This window comes from Pseudomonas sp. PDM26, from assembly GCF_019219185.1.
GTDB lineage: Bacteria > Pseudomonadota > Gammaproteobacteria > Pseudomonadales > Pseudomonadaceae > Aquipseudomonas.
In genome coordinates this window covers 407924-428235 of record NZ_JAHUWC010000004.1, presented here as the reverse complement: position 1 = coordinate 428235, position 20312 = coordinate 407924, and the positions used below count along the sequence as shown (strand labels likewise).

Here is a 20312-nt window from a genome sequence, read left to right as displayed (position 1 = left end):
CACACCCTCCCTTTGCACTTCGAAATGCAAGGTGCCAGGCCGTCGGTCGACATAGAAGGAAGGTTGAAACAGCTCGGTCCCCGCACCGCTGACCCGCAGCGGCAGGCGGTTGACCGCACCACCATCGATGTTCGTCAGGCCGTTGGGCAAACTCACCAGTACATTCAGCGGCACCTGGTCACCGGCAGCGTTTTGCACGGCGCAGGTATCGCCAATCTGGCCCGTGCCACACTCAAGCTGCATCTTGAAACGTGAACTGGCCGAGAGGTTGAAGGTCTGGTCGCGGAACAACCGCGCAGGTTTGCGGCCCTGATTGAGCCAGGCTTGCCATCCGCCCTGGGGCTCCAATTGGATACGGTTGCCACCGGGTGGAATTTCGACTTTGAGGGTGTGCTCCACCGTCAGGGTGAAGTTGAAGACGATGTTGTCGTCGCTGGGCAGCATCACATCGCCCATATCGAAGTCTTTGAACGGCCCCACGCTGTAGGAAATACTGCCGGTGTAAATGCCGGCGTCCATTTCCAGAGGCTTAGGGGTGCGCAGTTCATACGCCACATCAAGGTACAGATACTCCATTTCAGGTATCGGGTACCGGGCCAACTTCGAACAGAACCCTTCAACGGGTGTTTTCCAGAAGAACGTATAGGTACGGGACGAAACATACCCAAGACCGCTGTACAGGCAAGGCGCGGGCGCATTGACCCAACTCATCCCCCACAACTGATGGTGCGCTGCAACATTGCTTCCCGCCTCCGGTACCAGCTCCATCGCCGGTTGGCTCAGCTCGTATTGGCTGCCGATTCCGGAAATTCGCACCTCCACCTCCGCTTCATCACCCGTGGCCGAGTTGACCACTGTCAACGTTCGCCAAAGGGCGGGCGCTTTGAGGGTGGCGCCTTGACGGAAGTCCGTGTGATGGGACTCGATGGGCGCGCGGGAACGAAAGGTCAATGGCAGGCGGAAACTGAGCTTGCACTGGGTCGGATAGCTAGCGCAGTAACCGCTCGGCGGCGTGTTGTTGGTGAACTCGTTCTTCAGCGGATTACCCGGGTCGGGAAGAAACGAGGCCTTGAACTCGACCTCGAGCGCCTGGGCCGATAAAGAAAACAGCGCCGCTGGGAAGGCCAGCCAGAGCCGGCGGCATAACTGCCTGATCACACTATCCAAGTTGCCGCTTGATACGTTCATGCCAAACATCCTTATACCTCCGAATCCCAGATCACCGACACCGTGCCCGACCAGGTATCGCCCTCGCGCTTGAGCATGTCTTCCACACCCTCCCTTTGCACTTCGAAATGCAAGGTGCCAGGCCGTCGGTCGACATAGAAGGAAGGTTGAAACAGCTCGGTCCCCGCACCGCTGACCCGCAGCGGCAGGCGGTTGACCGCACCACCATCGGTGTTCGTCAGGCCGTTGGGCAAGCTCACCAGTACATCCAGCGGCACCTGGTCACCGGCAGCGTTTTGCACGGCGCAGGTATCGCCAATCTGGCCCGTGCCACACTCAAGCTGCATCTTGAAACGTGAACTGGCCGAGAGGTTGAAGGTCTGGTCGCGGAACAACCGCGCAGGTTTGCGGCCCTGATTGAGCCAGGCTTGCCATCCGCCCTGGGGCTCCAATTGGATGCGGTTGCCGCCGGGCGGGATTTCGACCTTGAGGGTGTGCTCGACCGTCAGGGTGAAATTGATCTCGAACAGCGTATCGGTGGGTAGCAATACGTCCCCCATGTCGATGTCCATATTCGGCCCGGCCGTATAGGCGATCTTGCCGGTATAGATGCCCGAGGACATTGATAGAGGGTCGGGCGCTTCGATCTGATACCCAAACGTCAGCTGGTTCCGACCGGCTTCAGCAAATCGGAAACCGGGCGGAATGTCGAAAGCCGATTGCAAAGGACAAGCCGCTTCGGCTCCGACAGGCGTGCGCCAGAAAAAGAACCCCCCCGAGCCATTGGTCTGGTGCCATACCGATGTCGACAGGCAAGGTGCCCTGGCATCTTGCGCCACGCGCCCTCCCCATAGCTTTCTATTGATTTCCAGCCAAGTGCCCCCTTCTCCAATAATGTCGACAATGGGGATGGGTGTCAGGTACGAGGCGCCGAAGGCTGCCATACGCACCTTCAATTGTCGGGCTTCACCCGTTGCCTCATGAACCACGTCCAATGTCCGCCAGTTGGCCGGAACCTTGACCATCGGCCCTTGGCGTTCGCCGTGCCTGGCCAGAATCGGTGTTTCGGTTCTGAAGCTCAAAGGCATTATCAAACTCGATAGCCCGTTAGCCATACAGTACGCTGCGTACTCGGCACAGCTGCCCCGGTTCGGCGTGGTGTTTTCAAACTGGTTGAACGTAGGGTTACCCGGGTCGGGACGAAAACGCGCGGTCACCTCTGCCGATGCCGCGTACAACGGCATGGACAATGCCCACAACAGCCCACACACGCCCCATCGCATTCGCCCTTCCCAAGCATTCGAGCTCTGTACAAATATCATCACTAACACTCTCTGAAACAAAGGTGAATGCATTTCACGGGCTCATCGCCTCAAAAATCATATGCACGGTGCCGTGGTAGTCGCCGGCCTTGAAGCCGTCCGGGCCTTGCAGCGCAGCGATTTCCAGCATCACCCGGCGGCCCGGCCGGGCGTCGTCCACCACCGGCTGGCTGTCCAGCGTCAGGGGGACTTTGTTGAAGGCCACGTTCAAGTCGATCTCGTCCTTGCCATTGGACAGGTACGCACGCTCACTCAGGCGCGCCGATATCCCGCCATTGATATTCTTCACATCAAAGTTGGCGCGTAGCGGGCTGAGCGTTGAAGTGACCGGGTTCCAATTCAAGCGCTGTTCGCGCTCAAACAGTTGCGGATCGACAGGCAGTACATAAAAGCTCGCCGTCGGAATGGTGACCGACACTTCAAACTGCTCGACGAAGCGTGCGGCCAATGCCACAGGCCCCAACGCCGAGGTCATCACCAACACGGTCGTCATGACTAATTTACGAAGCATTTTCTTCACCGTTGCTTGCAGGCCGTTGGGTTGAGGTCAAGAGCGCCTTCATCGTTATTTCCCTGCCACGCGCAGGCTCTTGGTCTGTGTGCCCTCAACCAGATTGAAGCGGTACTCACGGCCTGGCTGTTTATCGAACTGGAAAGTCCGGCCGGCAAGAATGTGATGCTTGGTAGTGGGTTGGCACTCCTGCTCGCTTTTTACTGAACAGTCCTTGAACTCATCGATCACCACCACCGTGTTGCCGTTGTTGCGGATCTGATAGTTAGCGGTGCCGTTATCGATCACGCTGTCAAAGCGTGTTTCCTTGGGACGCACGAAAAACACTGTGCCGTAGCCAGCCAGTACGTTAACGCCGGCCGACAGGCCTTTTTTGTAGTCTTCGCGTTCTTCGGTGGACACCGCGAACTCATCTTCTTTCTCCGGTACTACCGGAACGAAGCGCACGCGGAAGTAACGCTCTTTATCGCGCTCGCCCATGTACAACAACCGCGTACCCTGCATGCCATTGGCCGGCACGATCAACCTGGCCGGACTGGCCATCAAACCATCACGGGCGCTGGCGTCGGCCTGAGAGGCCAGCGGGATTTCCCGTGCCTTCCCATCGGCGTCATAGACGATCTCGAGGATATTGACCTTGACGAAGGCGGTGCTGTCGCCACCGTTGAAGACCCGTTTCAGGTAGGTGCTTTTATCGCCATCGAGGTAGTCATACACGACCCCGATATTGATCTGCGGCCCGGCTTGAGCCGCCTGAGAAAGCAGATAAAAACCGAATAATGCCAACAGGCGTTTCATAACGTTAAACCTCAATTATTAAACACAACCGAACCGGGCTGTTATGGCCCGAACGCCGCTTAAACTTCCGAATCCCAGATCACCGTGACATTGCCCGAATATTGCTTTGCAGCACCATCGCTCAACATTTGTTCGACCTGATCCCTGGCGATCTCGAAGTGCAGGGTCCCCGGTTTGCGATCGACATAGGAACCAGGTTGAAACAGCTCGGTACCACTGCCGTCGAGCCGTAATGGACGAAGTTTGACCGGTTGCCCGCCGGCGTCTGTCAGTCCGTTGGGCAAACTCACACTGATATTGAGCGGCACAAGATGATCGGACTCGGGATCGTGCACAGCGCAGGTATTGCTGTCGGAGTATTGGCACTCCAACTGCATCTTGAAGCGGCTCGACGAAGAGATATTAAATGTCTGGTCACGGAACAGCCGCGTGGGTCTACGCCCCTGATTCAGCCATGCCTGCCAGCCGCCTTGAGGCACCAATTCAACCTTATTACCGCCGGGAGGTATTTCGACTTTGAGGGTATGTTCGACGGTCAGGGTGAAGTCGAGCTGGATGACCGCGTCTGAAGGAGCGACGATGTCGCCAAGATCGAAATCGCCGTTAGGCCCGACCGAGTAGATCTGTGTACCGTCGTAGATCCCCGTGGACATCTTCAGCGGATCCGGCGTACGCAGTTCATAGGCGAAGTCCAGGTATCGGTAGCCAAAGCCGGGAATCAGGAACCTGGCCTGCTTGTTACACACCGCTTCCTCAGGGGTCAGCCAGAAGAACTCGAAGCCGGTAAAACCGTAATAGGAATTAGAGCCGATGGCCATACAGGGACTCGGCGCATATCGCCAGTCCGTCCCCCACAACGCCTGATGAGCAGCCCCCGTATTAGTGATGCCGGTGAGCGTCCTCGCATCGTGACTCAGCTCATAGACACCGCCCATCCCGGAAATACGTACTTCCACCGTGGCCTCTTCGCCGGAATTGCGCTCTTTGACCGTCAAGGTGCGCCAAGCCGCCGGCGTCTTGATCATCGCGCCCTTTCGTACCTCTGCGTGGTTGGGTTCGATAGGGCCATTGAGCGCAGTACCTCCCACGTTAGAGCGCAGACTGGATATATTGTGGGCCTTGCAGATGTTCGGATTGCGCGCGCAGAACCCTTCATTGGGCGTCGTGTTCTTGAATTCGTTTTTCAGCGGATTCCCCGGATCCGGGTTGAAGGTGGCCGTAACCTGCTTAATGACCGCCCCAGCCTCCATGGCCGAGACCGACAGACAGCAGCCGACCAGGATCACCCTTACCGTGTGCCATTGATAAACAGTCCAAAAGCTCATCGTTTTACGCGCTCCAAATAGTAGGCAACATTCATCAGCCGGCTCTCTGTACGGCATTGGCGGTATCCGCCAACGTATCCGGCGTACAACGCAAATCCCCGATCATCAACACATCGTTCTCATTGCGCGCACTGCTCGGATCAAGTCGGAACTGGCACAACAACTGGTTGCCGTAACGCACTTCCAGGGTCGGCGACCCGGCCTTCATTTCCATGGAGAAGAACCCGTCCACTTCACTCACGCCACGGCTGGCGTGGTTGATGATGTGGTGGCCCTTGAGCGGTTTGCCCTGGGGGTCGACCAGGCGACCGAGCACGGTCAGGGTTTTGCTGATGGTGATTTTGCGGTAGTCCACGCCGCCCTTGTTCAGGTGATAGCTGGTGCGGGCCGGCTGGATACTGGCCGCTGGCGGGTGGTTGCCCTCAAAGTCGAAGCTCACCGAACTGCTCTTGTAGGCAGTGATCGGTATGAAGTTGCGCCCGGGACGCAAGGCGGTGCTGCCACCGGTCAAGTCGTCGGCGCGCAGGGCAACTTCATCGAGGTCGGACTCGACGTCGATGATCATCCCGGCACCGCTGCCTTGATGCTGGCTGGTCATGACGACGTGCTGGCCGCCCACGGCAACGGTGCTGTCCAGGTTCAAACCGCCGGTGTAGTTGCCGTTGAACGACGAACGCTGAACGAAGGCATCACCGTTGATGGCTTCGGTCTGGAAGTTCGTCAGGCCGGACAGCCCGACCCCGTAGGTATCGGTAATCGCGGTGGCCGATACGCTTTGCAGCACATGGTCCTGCAGGTCTTTGCGGTAGGTCAGCGAGGCGTTGTTGTCGCGGCCGCCATCGCGGGAGGTACGTGAACCGATACTGCCGGACCACTGCTCGCCCGGCCCGCCCAATGCGAGACTGACAGTCAGGTCGACTCCGCGATTGCGTGCGTCGCCGCTGCTGAAGGAGCCGGGCCGATCAAAGACCGAGAAGCGCCAGTTGGCATCGCTGCCGAACAGGTTGCCGCGCTGTGTCCAGCCCAGGTCGAGGCCCACGCCTTCGGTATTGCCATCGCTGTGGGAGACCCGCGCATTGAGCGAGTTTTTGCTGCTGACCCGGTGATTGACCGACAACGACGAGTTGCTTGTCTGGCCGACAAACACATTGCGCTGCCGCACCCGAGTGCCATCGGGCAGGGTTTCGTAGATTTTGGTGGTGTCCAGCCAACTGCGGTTATGGGTGGCGAATACGCTCCCGGTGCCATAGTTGTACATCGCTTGCACATCAAGACCGGTGCCATGGTCCTGGGTTTGATACAGGTTGGCGAAGAGGCTGGTGTTGTTAGCCAAGGTCCAATCGATCGACGAGCCATATTGCAGCGTGTCCCGAACCTGGCGCCCCGAAACTCCGAGAATGACCCGTGGATGCAGCAGGTAGTTGAAGGCGGCGCCAGCGGTCATGTCGCCGTAGGCTTGCTCATCCCAGTTGCTCAACAGCTTGCTTTCCTGCCCGGCGAACAGGTTGTAGCGCCAGCGCTCATCGTGGTTGCGCCAGTTGCTCGGTTTGTACACCAGCTCCTGGGTGGTGGAAGTGATTTGACCGTCTTCGATCAAGCGCACTTCCACTTCATAGATCCCGCCGGGCAAGGGCCGGGTATCCAGGGTTTGCAAGCCGGCATCGACCGGTTGGGTATTGATCAGCAAGCCATTGCGAAAAATCTCCACCGAGGCCTGACGGTTGGCGGTGACATAGATCGGGTAAACGCTGGGCTTGGGGCTGTTGATCGCCAGGCTGTCGGAGCTGCCGTACATGAGGCCCACTGCCGTGTCGGGGCTGGCACCGAACGCACGTGGCTGGCGGCTCAGGCCTTCGGAGTTGGGGGTGAAATAACCCAGGCGCAGAAAATTGCCCTCCAACTCACGCTGGCTGTAGAGCTCGTATATCGCGTGATAGAGCTTGTCATCCGGACCGCCCAGACGGGCTAGCTGCATATTCAGATTTTGCGTCCAGTTGCCCAGGCTGCCGCTGGCCTCCAGCCCATATCGCCCGCCCAGGTCCTGATCCTGGCCACCGTTGAGGTTCAGCTGGTTGCGCAGGATCAACCCCGTGCTGCCGCCTTCCGGCTGCTCGTAATAACGCTTGGTTTGAGTGTCGCGCTCGGCATTTTCAGTGAGAATCGACACCAATGAATTCTGAAGGTTGTAATGCACGGCCAGCATCTGCGCCGGGCAACTGCCTTCGCAGGCGCCAAGGGCTATGCCTTTTTGCAGGTAAGCGGCCCAGGTTTCACGCTCGCTGGCGGCAATGTTGCTGTCGCTGACATCGGCAAACTCAAGCAGGGTGATGCGATCATCGCGGGACAATACGATCATTGCCTCACCCAGAAATTGTTGATCAAGTTCCACCCGAACCGCCAAAGGCACATCGAAGAAGTGCTCTTCGAACTCGGACGGCAAACCTTTGGCCTGAGCGAGCAAACTGCGGGGTGTCGTGCCATTGTCAGTTGGCGCGGCCAGTGCACTTGCGCAAAAAAAAAGTGCGAGCGCAGCCGCGATGGGAGTCATCGGGAACATGAACGGAATACTCTGAGAATGAACGGTTAACGCTGTAAAAAACCCGGCCGGCAGGGGAGGCTGCCGACCGGTTTTTGATGTCTTGTGAGCTTTGCGCTCACAAGCATTCAAGACATCAAGGCGTTGGCACTGCATCGAAGATCATGGTGACCGCACCGGTGTAGTCACCTGGCTTATAGCCGCCAGTGGTTGGCTTGGTGGGAGCAATGACCAGATCGACACGCTTGCCTGGAGTGGACTCGCCTTCGCTGACAACTTCCTCAGGCGTCAGGCTCAGCGCTTTGCCATTGAACGACACAGTCAAGGGCACCTTATCCGCGTCTGCACCGTTGGACAGGAACGCTTCACTTTCAAGGCTGGCGGCAATCGAGCCATTGGTGTTTTTGGTGTCGAATTGCGCACGCAAAGTGCTCAGATCACCGGAAACCGGGTTGTAGCTCAACACCTGGTCTTTAACGATCAGATCCGGATCCACTGGCAGTACGTGGAACTCCTTGGTTGGAACCGATGCAACCAGACTAATGGAATGACGCGCTTCACCTGCTGCAAAAGCCATGGAAGAACTCAGTGCCAGAACGGCCAGAGGAGTAGCGATTGCGATTTTTTTGAACATGGGTAAATACCTGTTATTTCAAATGGACCGGACAATTAAAAGTTCGAACAAAGCCGAGACTTCTCTTTCTATTAACGAATAGACGCTGACAAGCCATTACTATTGGCTGGAGCCAAAATAGCTAGTTGGTTGGGCTTTTAACGCCGGGGCATATTCGACTAAATCCTAAGAAAAGTAAGTAGGATTTTTCACCAGCTAGCGTAGGAAAAATGAAGCCTAAATATCGAAAAAAAATAAATAAAACCAACAAGTTAACCTGCCACATGTAAGAACTAACCTACAAGCAGATTGACTTAGACTCTGTACAAAAAGTAATATCTTAAACGCCGCATGGCGCAGGCCAGCGAGACCATCACCGCATAACTTTTCACGAGTTTTTCAAAGCACGTAACAATGCGGCGGTTTTCTTTCAGCCAGCCGAACATACGCTCAATGAAGTTGCGCTACCGGTACTTGGGACGATCAAACAGACTCGGCAAACCCGGCTTGGGTTTACGCTTCATGCTGCGCAGAGCAATCACCGGCTGCATCGGTGACGAAACCGCCCTGCCCGCCATCGCCCGGCGCCTGCCGGCAGCCTGTACGCGTGGGTGGCGACCGAGAGCAAGGTGTCGCGGCAGATTCGTCGGGCGTTGCTCGATGAGCGTGGGCTGGACGAGCAGTTCGTCAAGGCGGTTGGGTACTGGAAGTTGGCTAACCGCGGCGAGGAGTGACTGGCGCCACATTGTGGCGAGGGGGCTTGCCCCCGTTCGACTGCGAAGCAGTCGTAAAATCTGCTTATACGGTGTTTCAGATAAAACCTCGTTGCAGGTTTTAGCACTGCTTCGCAGCGCAACGGGGGCAAGCCCCCTCGCCACATAAAGCATTCCATACCGCCATATCCGCGCTCACTTCCGAGCCTGCCACCGATCCAGCCCGATCACCAGCAACGCAATCACCACAAACCCCGCCAACAAACCGCCAGCATTGATGAACACCTGTGGATAACCCAGCTTCTCGACATCGATGAACGGGTACGGATAAACCGCCAGCAAATGCCCGCGCAGCAGCGCGTAGCCAAAATAAACCAGCGGATAGATCACCCACAGCGCGATGTGCCATACGCGCAATGTGCCCTTGGGCACATAACGCCACCAATACCCCAGGAACAGCAACGGCATGATGTCGTGCAACAGTTCGTCGGCCAGCCATTGCCAGCCCTCGGGATGCCACAAGTGGCGCAGCAGCAGGTTGTAGGCCAGGCTCACCACGGCGATGCTCACGGCAATCGCACTGCTGACCCAAGGCTGCAGGAACCAGCGGCGCGCGGCTGACTCGCGGGTTGTCCATTCACAGGTCAGCACGGTTGCCACCAGGGTGTTGCTCAGCACGGTGAAATAACTGAAAAAACTCATCAACCCGCCGATCAGGCTGGCGCCCAGCGTCCAGCGAGAATGGAAAATCAGGTACATCTGGATGCTCAATCCCGCCCAGCCGAGCGTGGCAGCCACCGCCACAAAACGGCGGCGAAACCCGAACGGATTGACCCTGTTCAAAGCGGTCGTTTGGTGCGCATCAACTTCACATACAGGCGTTCGACCTTTTCTCGTGCCCATGGGGTTTTACGCAGGAACGTCAGGCTCGACTTGACGCTCGGCTCGCTCTTGAAGCAGCGGATATCGATGCGTTCGGCCAGCCCCGACCACTCGTAGTGTTCAACCAGCGCGTTGAGGATCTGTTCCAGCGTTACGCCGTGCAGCGGATCAGGGTTGTGTTCGGTCATGCCGGGCCTTCGAGCAGAGTGGGAATTGGAAGCCGCGCACCTTACGTTAAATGTAGGTGAAACGGAAAAGATCGCAGCCTGCGGCAGCTCCTGCATTGGAATCCGTATCCTGTAGGAGCTACCGCAGGCTGCGATCTTTTGTCACTGTTACCGAATCCGAAAGGATGCATGTCAGTAAAAGCCCTTTCTCTATTTGTAACGGAACATTATCCTTGCGCCCGCTGCCTGCTGAAACGCTTCTGCTTTCGCTTCACGCCTGCTGCTTTCCGTTTATCCCCCAGAAAAAGATCAAGAACTCCGTCTCTATGCCTGACTTTAAAACTTTTCGAGACAGCGCTGTCTTTGAAACTGCTGCCCACCGAAACATCCTGCCCCTGATTGGTGGCCTCACCGCGCTGGGCCTTGCCTCCTGCGTTCAGGCGGCGCCTGCCTTCGACAGCGATTCACCGTGGATGCTCGGTGACTGGAACGGCACTCGCACAGAACTCGCGGAAAAAGGCTACGACTTCAAAGTCGATTACACCGGTGAAATGGGCAGCAATCTGCACGGCGGCTACGACCACGACCGCACCGCGCGCTACAGCGACCAGTTCGCCCTGGGCACCCACCTGGACTTGCAGAAGATCCTCGGCTGGGATGACGCCGAGTTCCAGTTGACCATCACTGAACGCAGCGGCAACAACATCAGCAACGACCGCATCAACGACCCGCGTGTCGGCGGCTTCACCTCGGCCCAGGAAGTCTGGGGCCGCGGCCAGACCTGGCGCCTGACGCAGATGTGGTATCAGCAGAAATTCCTCGATGAAAAACTCGACATCAAGGTCGGCCGTTTCGGTGAGGGCGAAGACTTCAACAGCTTCCCCTGCGACTTCCAGAACCTGGCGTTCTGCGGATCCCAGGTCGGCAACTGGGCGGGCGACATCTGGTACAACTGGCCGGTCAGCCAGTGGGCGATGCGGGTCAAATATCACCTGACGCCGCAGTTGTACGCGCAGATCGGCGCGTATGAGCAGAACACGTCGAACCTGGATCGCGGCAATGGCTTCAAGCTGAGCGGCAGCGGCACCCAGGGCGCGGTCCTGCCGGTGGAACTGGTGTGGACGCCGAAGCTCAACGGCCTGCCGGGCGAATACCGCGCCGGTTACTACTACAGCAGCGCCAACGCCACCGACGTCTATAAGGACAGCAATGGCCAGCCTGCCGCCCTGACTGGCGAAGCCTACCGCAGCGCCTCGAGCAAACACGGCATGTGGCTGGGTCTTCAGCAGCAAGTCACCAGCCTCGCCAGCGACCACTCCCGAGGCCTGAGCCTGTTCGCCAATGGCACGATGCACGACAAGAAGACCAATGCCATCGACAACTACGTCCAGGCCGGCCTCGTCTACAAAGGCCCGTTCGACGCGCGGGCCCGGGACGACATTGGTTTCGCCATGGCCCGCGTCCACGTCAACCCGGCCTTTCGCAAGAATGCCGAGGCGACCAACCAGGCCAACGCAGTCTTCGATTTCGACAATCCGACCTTCCTGCCGCCTCAGGACACCGAATACAGCGCCGAACTCTACTACGGCGTGCACGTGACCAACTGGCTGACCGTGCGCCCGAACCTGCAATACATCCGCCATCCCGGTGGCGTGAACGAGGTCGATGACGCGCTGATCGGCGGGATCAAGGTCCAGTCCTCGTTCTAAAAAACACCACAAACCCTTTGTAGGAGCGAGCCTGCTCGCGATGAGGCCATCACAGCCAACATTGATGTTGCCTGACCCACCGCTATCGCGAGCAGGCTCGCTCCTACAAGGGTATGCATCAGCTGAACCAGTTTTATCTGAACCCTGCCCGCACAAGATCATCATCTACAGTGAACTTGCGCGGGACTACTTGAAACGTCACGGAGAATCACACTATGAGCACTGATGGTGCCTTGAGTCGAAGCCGTCTATTGCCGACCCTGCTCGGCATTCTGCTTCTACTGATGGGCCTGGCCATGCTGGCCGGGGGGATCAAGCTGAGCATGCTCGGCGGCTCGCTGTATTACCTGCTGGCCGGTATCGGCATCGCGCTGAGCGGCGTGTTGCTGATCGCCGCCCGCCGCGCCGCGCTGGGCCTGTACGCGCTGGTGCTGTTCGCCAGTACCCTGTGGGCACTGTGGGAAGTGGGCCTGGACTGGTGGCAACTGGTGCCGCGCCTGGCGCTGTGGTTCGCCCTCGGTGTGGTGATGCTGCTGCCGTGGTTGCGTCGTCCATTGCTGATCAATGGCCCGGCCCCTATGGGCACTGGCGCCTTGAGCGTGGCCGTGGTCCTGGCCGGTGCCACCGCCGTGGCCAGCCAGTTCACCCATCCGGGCGAGACCTTGGGCGAACTGGGTCGTGACTCGGCTGACATGACCAGCACTGCGCCGCAGATGCCCGAAGGCGACTGGCAGGCCTATGGCCGCAGCGAATTCGGTGACCGCTACTCGCCGCTCAAGCAGATCACCCCGGCCAACGTCGGCAAGCTGCAAGAAGCCTGGCGTATCCAGACCGGCGATCTGCCAACCGCCGGTGACCCGGTGGAACTGACCAACGAAAACACCCCGCTCAAGGCCAACGGCATGCTCTATGCCTGTACCGCCCACAGCAAGGTGCTGGCGCTGGACCCGGACACCGGCAAGGAACTGTGGCGTTTCGACCCGCAGATCAAGAGCCCGTCAGGCTTCAAGGGCTTCGCCCACATGACCTGCCGGGGCGTTTCGTACTACGACGAAGCGGCGAATGCAAAAGCTGAAAATGCTGCGTCCGCCGTCATTTCTGAAGCCGGCAAGGCCGTTGCCCAGGCTTGCCCACGTCGTCTGTACCTGCCTACCGCCGATGCACGCCTGATCGCACTCAACGCCGACACCGGCAAGGTCTGCGAAGGTTTCGGTAAAAACGGTGTGGTTGACCTGACTCAAGGCATCGGACCGTTCACCCCCGGTGGCTACTACTCCACCTCGCCAGCAGCGATCACTCGTGACCTGGTGATCATGGGCGGCCACGTCACCGACAACGAGTCGACCAACGAGCCATCCGGCGTGATCCGTGCCTTTGACGTACACGACGGTCATCTGGTGTGGAACTGGGACAGCAACAATCCCGACGCGACCGAACCGCTGCCAGAGGGCGAACACTACAGCCGCAACTCCGCCAACATGTGGTCGCTGGCCAGCGTCGACGAAAAACTCGGCATGGTCTATCTGCCACTGGGCAACCAGACCCCTGACCAGTGGGGCGCAGACCGCACCCCGGGCGCCGAGAAGTTCAGTGCCGGCCTGGTCGCACTGGACCTGGCCACCGGCAAGGTGCGCTGGAACTACCAGTTCACTCACCACGACTTGTGGGACATGGACGTCGGCAGCCAGCCAACCCTGCTGGACATGAAAACCGCCGACGGCATCAAGCCGGCTGTGATCCAGCCGACCAAACAAGGCAGCCTGTACGTCCTCGACCGTCGCGACGGCACGCCGATCATCCCGATCAAGGAAATCCCGGCTCCGCAAGGCGCCGTGAAAGGCGACCACACCGCACCGACCCAGGCCCGTTCGGACCTGAACCTGCTGGCCCCGGAACTGACCGAAAAAGCCATGTGGGGCGCCAGCCCGTTTGACCAGATGCTGTGCCGCATCCAGTTCAAGGAGCTGCGTTACGACGGTCAGTACACCCCACCGTCGGAACAGGGCAGCCTGATTTATCCGGGTAACGTCGGCGTCTTCAACTGGGGCGGAGTTTCGGTCGACCCGGTTCGCCAGATGCTGTTCACCAGCCCGAACTACATGGCCTTCGTCTCGAAAATGGTGCCTCGCGCCGAAGTCGCGGCCGGCAGCAAGCGCGAGAGCGAAACAGCGGGCGTGCAACCGAACACGGGCGCACCTTACGCGGTGATCATGCACCCGCTCATGTCGCCGTTCGGCGTACCGTGCCAGGCTCCGGCCTGGGGCTACGTGGCCGGCATCGACCTGACCACAAACAAAGTCGTGTGGAAACGCAAGAACGGCACCAGCCGCGACAGCTCGCCATTGCCTATCGGCCTGCCACTCGGCGTGCCAAGCATGGGCGGCTCGATAGTCACCGCCGGCGGCGTCGGCTTCCTCAGCGGCACGCTGGATCAATACCTGCGCGCCTATGACGTCAACACCGGCAACGAGCTTTGGAAATCGCGCCTGCCGGCTGGCGGTCAGGCTACGCCGATGACCTACACCGGCAAGGACGGTAAGCAGTACGTGCTGCTGGTCGTCGGTGGCCACGGCTCTCTTGGCACCAAAATGGGTGACTATGTGATCGCGTACAAACTGTCCGAGTAAGTTTTAGCGGCAGTCAAAACAAAGGCGACGCCCTCAAAGGTGTCGCCTTTTTTATTATCACCACCCTCCTCTGTAGGAGCTGCCGCAGGCTGCGATCTTTTGACTTGGAAAATCAAAAGATCGCCCGAGCGCGGACCGAGCCTGCGGCAGCTCCTACAAAAGCAAAAGCGCAGCGTGTCGTGCCGAAATCCAGCTAACCTGTCTCTCTCCTGAACACACCGTTGAAACACCGCGTTGCAGAAAATGACCGTTGAAACCACCGCCAACCTGCCCCATCTAAGACCCATACCCATTGCGCAGGTGCCCCCATGAGCGACCAGCAGGAATTCCCCGAAGACCCGAGCGAATACGCCGCCCCGGAAAACGCCCCGCACCACGTCCCCGGCAAAGGCCTGGCCTTGCCCGGCCAGAACCTGCCGGACAAGGTCTACATCATCCCGATCCACAACCGGCCGTTCTTCCCGGCCCAGGTCCTGCCGGTCATCGTCAACGAAGAGCCGTGGGCCGAGACGCTCGACCTGGTGGCCAAGTCCGAACACCACTGCCTGGCCCTGTTCTACATGGACAGGCCCCAGGATGACCCGCGCCACTTCGACACCTCGGCCCTGCCGCTGTACGGCACGCTGGTCAAGGTGCACCACGCCAGCCGCGAAAACGGCAAACTGCAGTTCGTCGCCCAGGGCCTGACCCGCGTACGCCTCAAGACCTGGCTCAAGCATCACCGCCCGCCGTACCTGGTGGAGGTCGAATACCCGCACCAGCCCACCGAGCCGACCGACGAGGTCAAGGCCTACGGCATGGCGCTGATCAATGCGATCAAGGAACTGCTGCCGCTCAACCCGCTGTACAGCGAAGAGCTGAAGAACTACCTCAACCGCTTCAGCCCCAACGACCCGTCGCCGCTGACCGACTTCGCCGCCGCCCTCACTTCGGCCACTGGCAGTGAGCTGCAGGAAGTCCTCGACTGCGTGCCCATGCTCAAGCGCATGGAAAAAGTCCTGCCGATGCTGCGCAAGGAAGTCGAAGTCGCGCGCTTGCAAAAAGAGATTTCTGCCGAGGTTAATCGCAAGATCGGTGAACATCAGCGTGAGTTCTTCCTCAAGGAGCAACTCAAGGTCATCCAGCAGGAGCTGGGACTGACCAAGGATGACCGCAGTGCCGATCTCGAACAGTTCGAACAGCGGCTGACCGGCAAAGTGCTGTCGGCACAAGCGCAGAAACGCATCGAAGAGGAAATGAACAAACTGTCGGTGCTCGAAACCGGCTCGCCCGAGTATGCGGTCACCCGCAACTACCTCGACTGGGCGACCTCGGTGCCGTGGGGCATCTATGGCGAAGACAAACTCGACCTCAAGTACGCGCGCAAGGTGCTGGACAAACATCACGCCGGTCTCGACGACATCAAGGACCGCATCCTCGAATTTCTCGCGGTCGGTGCCTATAAAGGCGAGATCAGCGGCTCCATCGTATTGCTGGTCGGTCCGCCGGGCGTGGGCAAGACCAGCGTCGGCAAATCCATCGCCGAATCCCTGGGCCGGCCGTTCTATCGCTTCAGCCTTGGCGGCATGCGTGACGAAGCCGAGATCAAGGGCCATCGCCGCACCTACATCGGCGCACAGCCGGGCAAGCTGGTGCAGGCGTTGAAGGACGTCGAAGTGATGAACCCGGTGATCATGCTCGACGAGATCGACAAGATGGGCCAGAGCTACCAGGGCGACCCGGCCTCGGCGCTGCTGGAAACCCTCGATCCTGAGCAGAACGTCGAATTCCTCGACCACTATCTCGACCTGCGCATGGACCTGTCGAAAGTCCTGTTCATCTGCACCGCCAACACCCTCGATTCGATCCCCGTCCCGTTGCTGGACCGGATGGAAGTGATTCGCCTGTCGGGTTACATCACCGAAGAAAAAGTCGCCATCGCCAAGCGTCACCTGTGGCCCAAGCAGCTTGAGAAAGCCGGCGTGTCCAAGGGCAGCCTGAGCATCAGCGACAGCGCGCTCAAGGCACTGGTCGACGGTTATGCCCGTGAAGCCGGCGTGCGCCAGCTGGAAAAAAACCTCGGCAAACTGGTGCGCAAAGCGGTGATGAAACTGCTCGACGAGCCGAAGGCTGTGATCAAGCTCGGCCCGAAAGACCTCGAAACGTCCCTTGGCAAACCGGTGTTCCGCAACGAGCAGGTGCTGTCGGGTGTCGGCGTGATCACTGGCCTTGCCTGGACCAGCATGGGCGGTGCGACCCTGCCAATCGAAGCCACACGCATCCACACCCTCAACCGTGGGTTCAAGCTGACCGGGCAACTGGGTGACGTGATGAAAGAATCGGCGGAAATCGCCTACAGCTACGTCAGCTCGCACCTGAAGTCGTATGGCGGCGATCCGAAGTTCTTCGACGAAGCCTTCGTCCACCTGCACGTGCCGGAAGGCGCCACGCCGAAGGACGGCCCGAGCGCCGGCGTGACCATGGCCAGTGCCCTGCTGTCGCTGGCGCGCAACCAACCGCCGAAAAAAGGCGTGGCCATGACTGGCGAACTGACGCTGACCGGGCATGTATTGCCGATTGGCGGAGTGCGGGAAAAAGTGATTGCGGCGCGGCGGCAGAAGATATTCGAGCTGATTCTGCCGGAGGCGAACCGGGGCAATTTCGAGGAGCTGCCGGAGTATCTGACGGAAGGCATTACCGTGCACTTTGCCAAGCGCTTTGCGGATGTGGCGAAGGTGCTTTTCTGATGGTTGTGTAGCGTCTGTACCTGCGCTTTCGCTGGCAAGCCAGCTCCTACAGAGGGCGGCGGTGTTCACACAGGTTGTGTTCACCACAAAACCCTGTAGGAGCTGGCTTGCCAGCGAAGGCGTCAGTCCTGGCACTGCGGCCCTTGGCTGGCTGTCACACTTTGTCTCATCTTAAGTTATGCTCGCCGTTCGTCGTGAACGCCGGAGCTCCTGAAGCCTATGTCCCCCATTCGCCTGCTTGTCCCCCTCGCCCTCGCCCTGCTGGCCGCGTGTGCCACGCAACCTGCGCATAACGTGACCGTGGAAAAACAAAGCGAATGCCCGGTGCAGCTCAACAACGGGCAAAACCTGATCCTGACCCTGCCGAGCAACCCGACCACGGGTTATCGCTGGGCGATCCAGGATTCGGCGGGTGGCGTACTGCACGCCCTGGGGCCAGAGGTTTATCGAAACCCGGAAGATGCCGGCATCGTCGGCGCGGCCGGGGTCTCGACCTGGCGTTTTCAAGCCTTCGCGACCGGCACCGGGCGCTTGCGGCTGACTTCGCAACAGCCGTGGGCACCGGAAGTGCTGCCGGTGGATTCGTTCGACTGCGCAATCTCGGTCAACTGACCGTGGGCTGGCTGATTCTGGCGCTGATGGGCGCGGTGACCTTTCTTTACGGCCTGAGCGTGCATGCCTCGCTGCTGTGCCTGCTGGTCAAGCCTCTGCCGGTACTGGCCCTGCTCGGCTGGCTGCATGACGCACCACCCGGCGAATATCGGCGCTGGATCAGCCTCGGCTTGATTTTCTCCTTGGTCGGCGACGTGTTGCTGGCATGGCCGGGGGATTTGTTCGTGTTTGGGCTGGGCGCGTTTCTGGTCGCGCATCTGGCTTATCTCAAGGCCTACCTGAGCGATTGCCGACGCCTGGCCGCGCTGCCGCTGGTGCTGGCCCTCGGCGTCGGCGCTGTCCTGCTGGGGATTTTGATTTCCAACGGTCTCGGGCCGTTGCTGGTGCCGGTGATTGTCTATGGCACGGCGATCAGCGCCATGCTCTGGCGCGCCCTGGCCCGACTCGGGACCGATGTGCCCAAGCGTTCGGCGTTGCTGGCTGCAGGTGGTGCCGTGGCGTTTGTATTTTCCGACAGCGTGATCGGCATCAGTCGCTTTGTGGTGCCGTTCGATGCCGCGCCTTATGTGATCATCCTCAGTTACTGGCTGGGGCAATGGGGGATCACCGCCTCGGCATTCACCCAAAATAAACGCTGAACCCTGTGGCGAGGGGGCTTGCCCCCGTTCGGCGGCGAAGCCGTCGTAATCCGGTAGATGCATTCAACCTGAAGGAATGCGGTGCCCGAGTTTGGGGCCGCTGCGCAGCCCAACGGGGGCAAGCCCCCTCGCCACAAGTGCCCTGCCAGCATTCAAACTGCGTCAGCCCCGCCGCTTTATCAGACAACCCGCGCATCCCCGCGCCAACTTGGCTAAAATGCCGGCCTTTTCCACCTACACCGCTGGAACCGCCGTGAGCAAAGAATCCGATCGCCTTTTCGCCCAGCCTTTGGCCCAGGTGCCTGACTTCGCCTTTAACGAGGACGTGGTGCGGGTGTTCCCGGACATGATCAAGCGCTCGGTACCGGGTTATCCGACCATCGTCGAAAACCTCGGCGTGCTTGCCGCGCAGTTCGCCCAACGGGACAGCGTGCTTTACGACCTGGGCTCGTCGCTGGGTGCCGTGACCCAGGCTCTGCGCCGACACGTGCGCACCGACGGTTGCCGGGTGATCGCTGTGGATAACTCGGCGGCGATGGTCGAACGCTGCCGCGAGTACCTCAACGGTCAGGATTCGATGTTCCAGGAGTTGCTGCCGGTTGAAGTGATCGAGGGCGACATTCTCGCGCTGGAGTTCCAGCCGGCCTCGGTGGTGGCGCTGAACTTCACCCTGCAATTCATCGCCCCGGACCAGCGCGCGGCGTTGCTGTCGCGCATCCGCCAATCGCTGCTGCCCGGCGGTGCGCTGATTCTCTCGGAGAAACTGCGCTTCAACGATGCCGAAGAACACGCGCTGCTGACCGATCTGCACGTGGCCTTCAAACGCGCCAACGGCTACAGCGAACTGGAAATCGCCCAGAAGCGCAGCGCCATCGAAAACGTCATGAAGCCCGACAGCCTCGAAGAACACCGCGAACGCCTGCTGGCCGCCGGGTTCTCGAAAGTCGTGCCGTGGTTCCAGTGTCTTAACTTTGCCTCGTTGATTGCCTTGCCATGATTGATCTGTCCCCCCTCGCCCGCCGTCTGGCCGGCACCCCGCTGGCCGAATGGGCCAACACCCTGCAGGCACAACTCGACAAGAAAATGGAAAAGGGTCATGGCGATCTGGAGCGCTGGCAAAGCGCACTGGACGCCCTGCCGAAGATCCAGCCGAGCGAAGTCGATTTGCTCAATGGCCTGAAGCTGGACACCGATTGCGACGATGAAACCCGCGCGCAAATGCGCACCGCGTTGATGGGCCTGTCGCCATGGCGCAAGGGGCCGTTCGACCTGTTCGGCGTGCACGTCGACACTGAATGGCGCTCGGACTGGAAATGGTCGCGGGTCGCCCCGCACCTGGACCTTGTGGGCAAGCGCATCCTCGATGTCGGCTGCGGCAACGGCTACTACATGTGGCGCATGCTCGGCGCCGGTGCCGACAGTGTGATCGGTGTCGATCCGAACTGGCTGTTCTTCTGTCAGTTCCAGGCAGTGCAGCGTTACCTGTCCGAGCCGAATGCCTGGCACCTGCCCTTCCCGTTCGAAGACCTGCCGCCAAACCTCGAAGGTTTCGACACAGTGTTTTCCATGGGCGTGTTCTACCACCGCCGCTCGCCAATCGAACATCTTCTGGCGCTGAAGGATTGCCTGGTCAAGGGCGGCGAACTGGTGCTGGAAACCCTGGTGGTCGAAGGCGACAAACACCAGGTGCTGGTGCCGGAAGACCGCTACGCGCAGATGCGTAACGTGTGGTTCCTGCCATCGGTGCCAGCGCTGGAGTTGTGGCTGCGTCGCGCAGGGTTCACCGATGTGAAGTGCGTGGATGTGAGCACCACCACGGTCGAGGAACAGCGCGGGACGGAGTGGATGAAGTATCAGTCGCTCAGTGACTTCCTCGATCCCGAGGATCACAGCAAGACCGTTGAAGGTTTGCCGGCGCCGATGCGGGCGGTCATCGTCGCTCGCAAGTAAAAAAGCAAAATCAAAA

Annotated in this window: 16 protein-coding genes and 2 pseudogenes; 8 read left to right on the top strand and 10 right to left on the bottom strand. The window is 59.6% G+C overall.

Translation table 11 applies throughout. The features are described 5' to 3' along the window. The 8 genes and pseudogenes from KW849_RS11420 to KW849_RS11385 all read right to left on the bottom strand — a co-directional run. Positions 1–1188, bottom strand: a 1188-nt coding sequence (locus KW849_RS11420; protein ID WP_218429500.1) for a hypothetical protein, incomplete at its 3' end; no start/stop codon positions are given. Between the two features lie 11 nt (positions 1189–1199). Next, entirely contained in the window at positions 1200–2255 is a 1056-nt protein-coding gene (locus KW849_RS11415) for a hypothetical protein (protein WP_256357173.1), read from the bottom strand. Between the two features lie 268 nt (positions 2256–2523). Continuing rightward, positions 2524–3000, bottom strand: a complete 477-nt coding sequence (locus KW849_RS11410) for a CS1 type fimbrial major subunit (RefSeq protein ID WP_218429498.1) — start codon at positions 2998–3000, stop codon at positions 2524–2526. Positions 3001–3054: 54 nt separating this feature from the next. Further along, entirely contained in the window at positions 3055–3798 is a 744-nt protein-coding gene (locus KW849_RS11405; RefSeq protein ID WP_218429497.1) for a molecular chaperone, read from the bottom strand. A gap of 59 nt (positions 3799–3857) precedes the next feature. Continuing rightward, positions 3858–5123 carry a hypothetical protein gene (locus KW849_RS11400; RefSeq protein ID WP_218429496.1) on the bottom strand — a complete coding sequence of 422 codons (1266 nt, stop codon included), beginning with the start codon at positions 5121–5123 and terminating at the stop codon, positions 3858–3860. A gap of 34 nt (positions 5124–5157) precedes the next feature. Continuing rightward, entirely contained in the window at positions 5158–7680 is a 2523-nt protein-coding gene (locus KW849_RS11395; RefSeq protein ID WP_218429495.1) for a CS1-pili formation C-terminal domain-containing protein, read from the bottom strand. Positions 7681–7795: 115 nt separating this feature from the next. Beyond that, a complete protein-coding gene (locus tag KW849_RS11390) occupies positions 7796–8293 on the bottom strand; it encodes a CS1 type fimbrial major subunit (RefSeq protein WP_218429494.1) in 498 nt (165 codons plus the stop codon). A gap of 293 nt (positions 8294–8586) precedes the next feature. Continuing rightward, positions 8587–8823, bottom strand: a pseudogene (locus KW849_RS11385) (IS5/IS1182 family transposase); the annotation flags it as partial. Positions 8824–8844: 21 nt separating this feature from the next. Between KW849_RS11385 and KW849_RS11380 the strand changes: the two are divergent. Further along, positions 8845–9006: pseudogene (locus KW849_RS11380) on the top strand (SIP domain-containing protein); the annotation flags it as partial. Between the two features lie 174 nt (positions 9007–9180). On the opposite strand, the gene KW849_RS11375 reads toward KW849_RS11380, so the two are convergent. Both KW849_RS11375 and KW849_RS11370 read right to left on the bottom strand, forming a co-directional pair. Further along, positions 9181–9744 (bottom strand): Pr6Pr family membrane protein, encoded by a 564-nt coding sequence (locus KW849_RS11375; protein WP_256357194.1) that lies wholly within the window; start codon positions 9742–9744, stop codon positions 9181–9183. Between the two features lie 80 nt (positions 9745–9824). Then, positions 9825–10055, bottom strand: a complete 231-nt coding sequence (locus KW849_RS11370; protein ID WP_218429492.1) for a VF530 family DNA-binding protein — start codon at positions 10053–10055, stop codon at positions 9825–9827. A 305-nt stretch (positions 10056–10360) separates the two neighbouring features. Here KW849_RS11370 and KW849_RS11365 point away from each other — a divergent pair, with 305 nt between their 5' ends. From KW849_RS11365 to cmoB, 7 genes are all read left to right on the top strand, one after another. Then, positions 10361–11743, top strand: coding sequence for a carbohydrate porin (locus tag KW849_RS11365; protein ID WP_218429491.1), 1383 nt, complete (start codon positions 10361–10363; stop codon positions 11741–11743). A 215-nt stretch (positions 11744–11958) separates the two neighbouring features. Further along, positions 11959–14370, top strand: a complete 2412-nt coding sequence (locus KW849_RS11360) for a glucose/quinate/shikimate family membrane-bound PQQ-dependent dehydrogenase (RefSeq protein ID WP_218429490.1) — start codon at positions 11959–11961, stop codon at positions 14368–14370. Positions 14371–14678: 308 nt separating this feature from the next. Continuing rightward, the gene (gene lon / locus KW849_RS11355) at positions 14679–17096 is read left to right on the top strand and encodes an endopeptidase La (RefSeq protein WP_256357172.1); all 2418 of its coding nucleotides are present in this window, start codon (positions 14679–14681) and stop codon (positions 17094–17096) included. A 219-nt stretch (positions 17097–17315) separates the two neighbouring features. Then, positions 17316–17708 (top strand): protease inhibitor I42 family protein, encoded by a 393-nt coding sequence (locus KW849_RS11350; RefSeq protein WP_218429489.1) that lies wholly within the window; start codon positions 17316–17318, stop codon positions 17706–17708. A gap of 2 nt (positions 17709–17710) precedes the next feature. Continuing rightward, positions 17711–18346, top strand: coding sequence for a lysoplasmalogenase (locus tag KW849_RS11345; protein ID WP_218429511.1), 636 nt, complete (start codon positions 17711–17713; stop codon positions 18344–18346). Positions 18347–18563: 217 nt separating this feature from the next. After that, complete coding sequence (gene cmoA / locus KW849_RS11340) at positions 18564–19343, top strand: carboxy-S-adenosyl-L-methionine synthase CmoA (RefSeq protein ID WP_218429488.1); 780 nt, start codon at positions 18564–18566, stop codon at positions 19341–19343. Then, positions 19340–20296 (top strand): tRNA 5-methoxyuridine(34)/uridine 5-oxyacetic acid(34) synthase CmoB, encoded by a 957-nt coding sequence (gene cmoB, locus KW849_RS11335; RefSeq protein ID WP_218429487.1) that lies wholly within the window; start codon positions 19340–19342, stop codon positions 20294–20296. The genes cmoA and cmoB overlap by 4 nt, the downstream gene beginning before the upstream one ends. The last annotated feature ends 16 nt before the right edge of the window (positions 20297–20312 follow it).

What these genes read in the sequence shown, in the direction of transcription:
- lon (WP_256357172.1), top strand. Translation starts at nt 14,679, where the DNA reads ATGAGCGACCAGCAGGAATTCCCCGAAGACCCGAGCGAATACGCCGCC.
- cmoB (WP_218429487.1), top strand. Translation starts at nt 19,340, where the DNA reads ATGATTGATCTGTCCCCCCTCGCCCGCCGTCTGGCCGGCACCCCGCTG.
- KW849_RS11360 (WP_218429490.1), top strand. Translation starts at nt 11,959, where the DNA reads ATGAGCACTGATGGTGCCTTGAGTCGAAGCCGTCTATTGCCGACCCTG.
- KW849_RS11395 (WP_218429495.1), bottom strand. Translation starts at nt 7,680, where the DNA reads ATGTTCCCGATGACTCCCATCGCGGCTGCGCTCGCACTTTTTTTTTGC.
- KW849_RS11365 (WP_218429491.1), top strand. Translation starts at nt 10,361, where the DNA reads ATGCCTGACTTTAAAACTTTTCGAGACAGCGCTGTCTTTGAAACTGCT.
- KW849_RS11400 (WP_218429496.1), bottom strand. Translation starts at nt 5,123, where the DNA reads ATGAGCTTTTGGACTGTTTATCAATGGCACACGGTAAGGGTGATCCTG.
- KW849_RS11405 (WP_218429497.1), bottom strand. Translation starts at nt 3,798, where the DNA reads ATGAAACGCCTGTTGGCATTATTCGGTTTTTATCTGCTTTCTCAGGCG.
- KW849_RS11415 (WP_256357173.1), bottom strand. Translation starts at nt 2,255, where the DNA reads ATGCCTTTGAGCTTCAGAACCGAAACACCGATTCTGGCCAGGCACGGC.
- KW849_RS11375 (WP_256357194.1), bottom strand. Translation starts at nt 9,744, where the DNA reads ATGTACCTGATTTTCCATTCTCGCTGGACGCTGGGCGCCAGCCTGATC.
- KW849_RS11350 (WP_218429489.1), top strand. Translation starts at nt 17,316, where the DNA reads ATGTCCCCCATTCGCCTGCTTGTCCCCCTCGCCCTCGCCCTGCTGGCC.
- KW849_RS11410 (WP_218429498.1), bottom strand. Translation starts at nt 3,000, where the DNA reads ATGCTTCGTAAATTAGTCATGACGACCGTGTTGGTGATGACCTCGGCG.
- KW849_RS11370 (WP_218429492.1), bottom strand. Translation starts at nt 10,055, where the DNA reads ATGACCGAACACAACCCTGATCCGCTGCACGGCGTAACGCTGGAACAG.
- cmoA (WP_218429488.1), top strand. Translation starts at nt 18,564, where the DNA reads ATGCCGGCCTTTTCCACCTACACCGCTGGAACCGCCGTGAGCAAAGAA.
- KW849_RS11390 (WP_218429494.1), bottom strand. Translation starts at nt 8,293, where the DNA reads ATGTTCAAAAAAATCGCAATCGCTACTCCTCTGGCCGTTCTGGCACTG.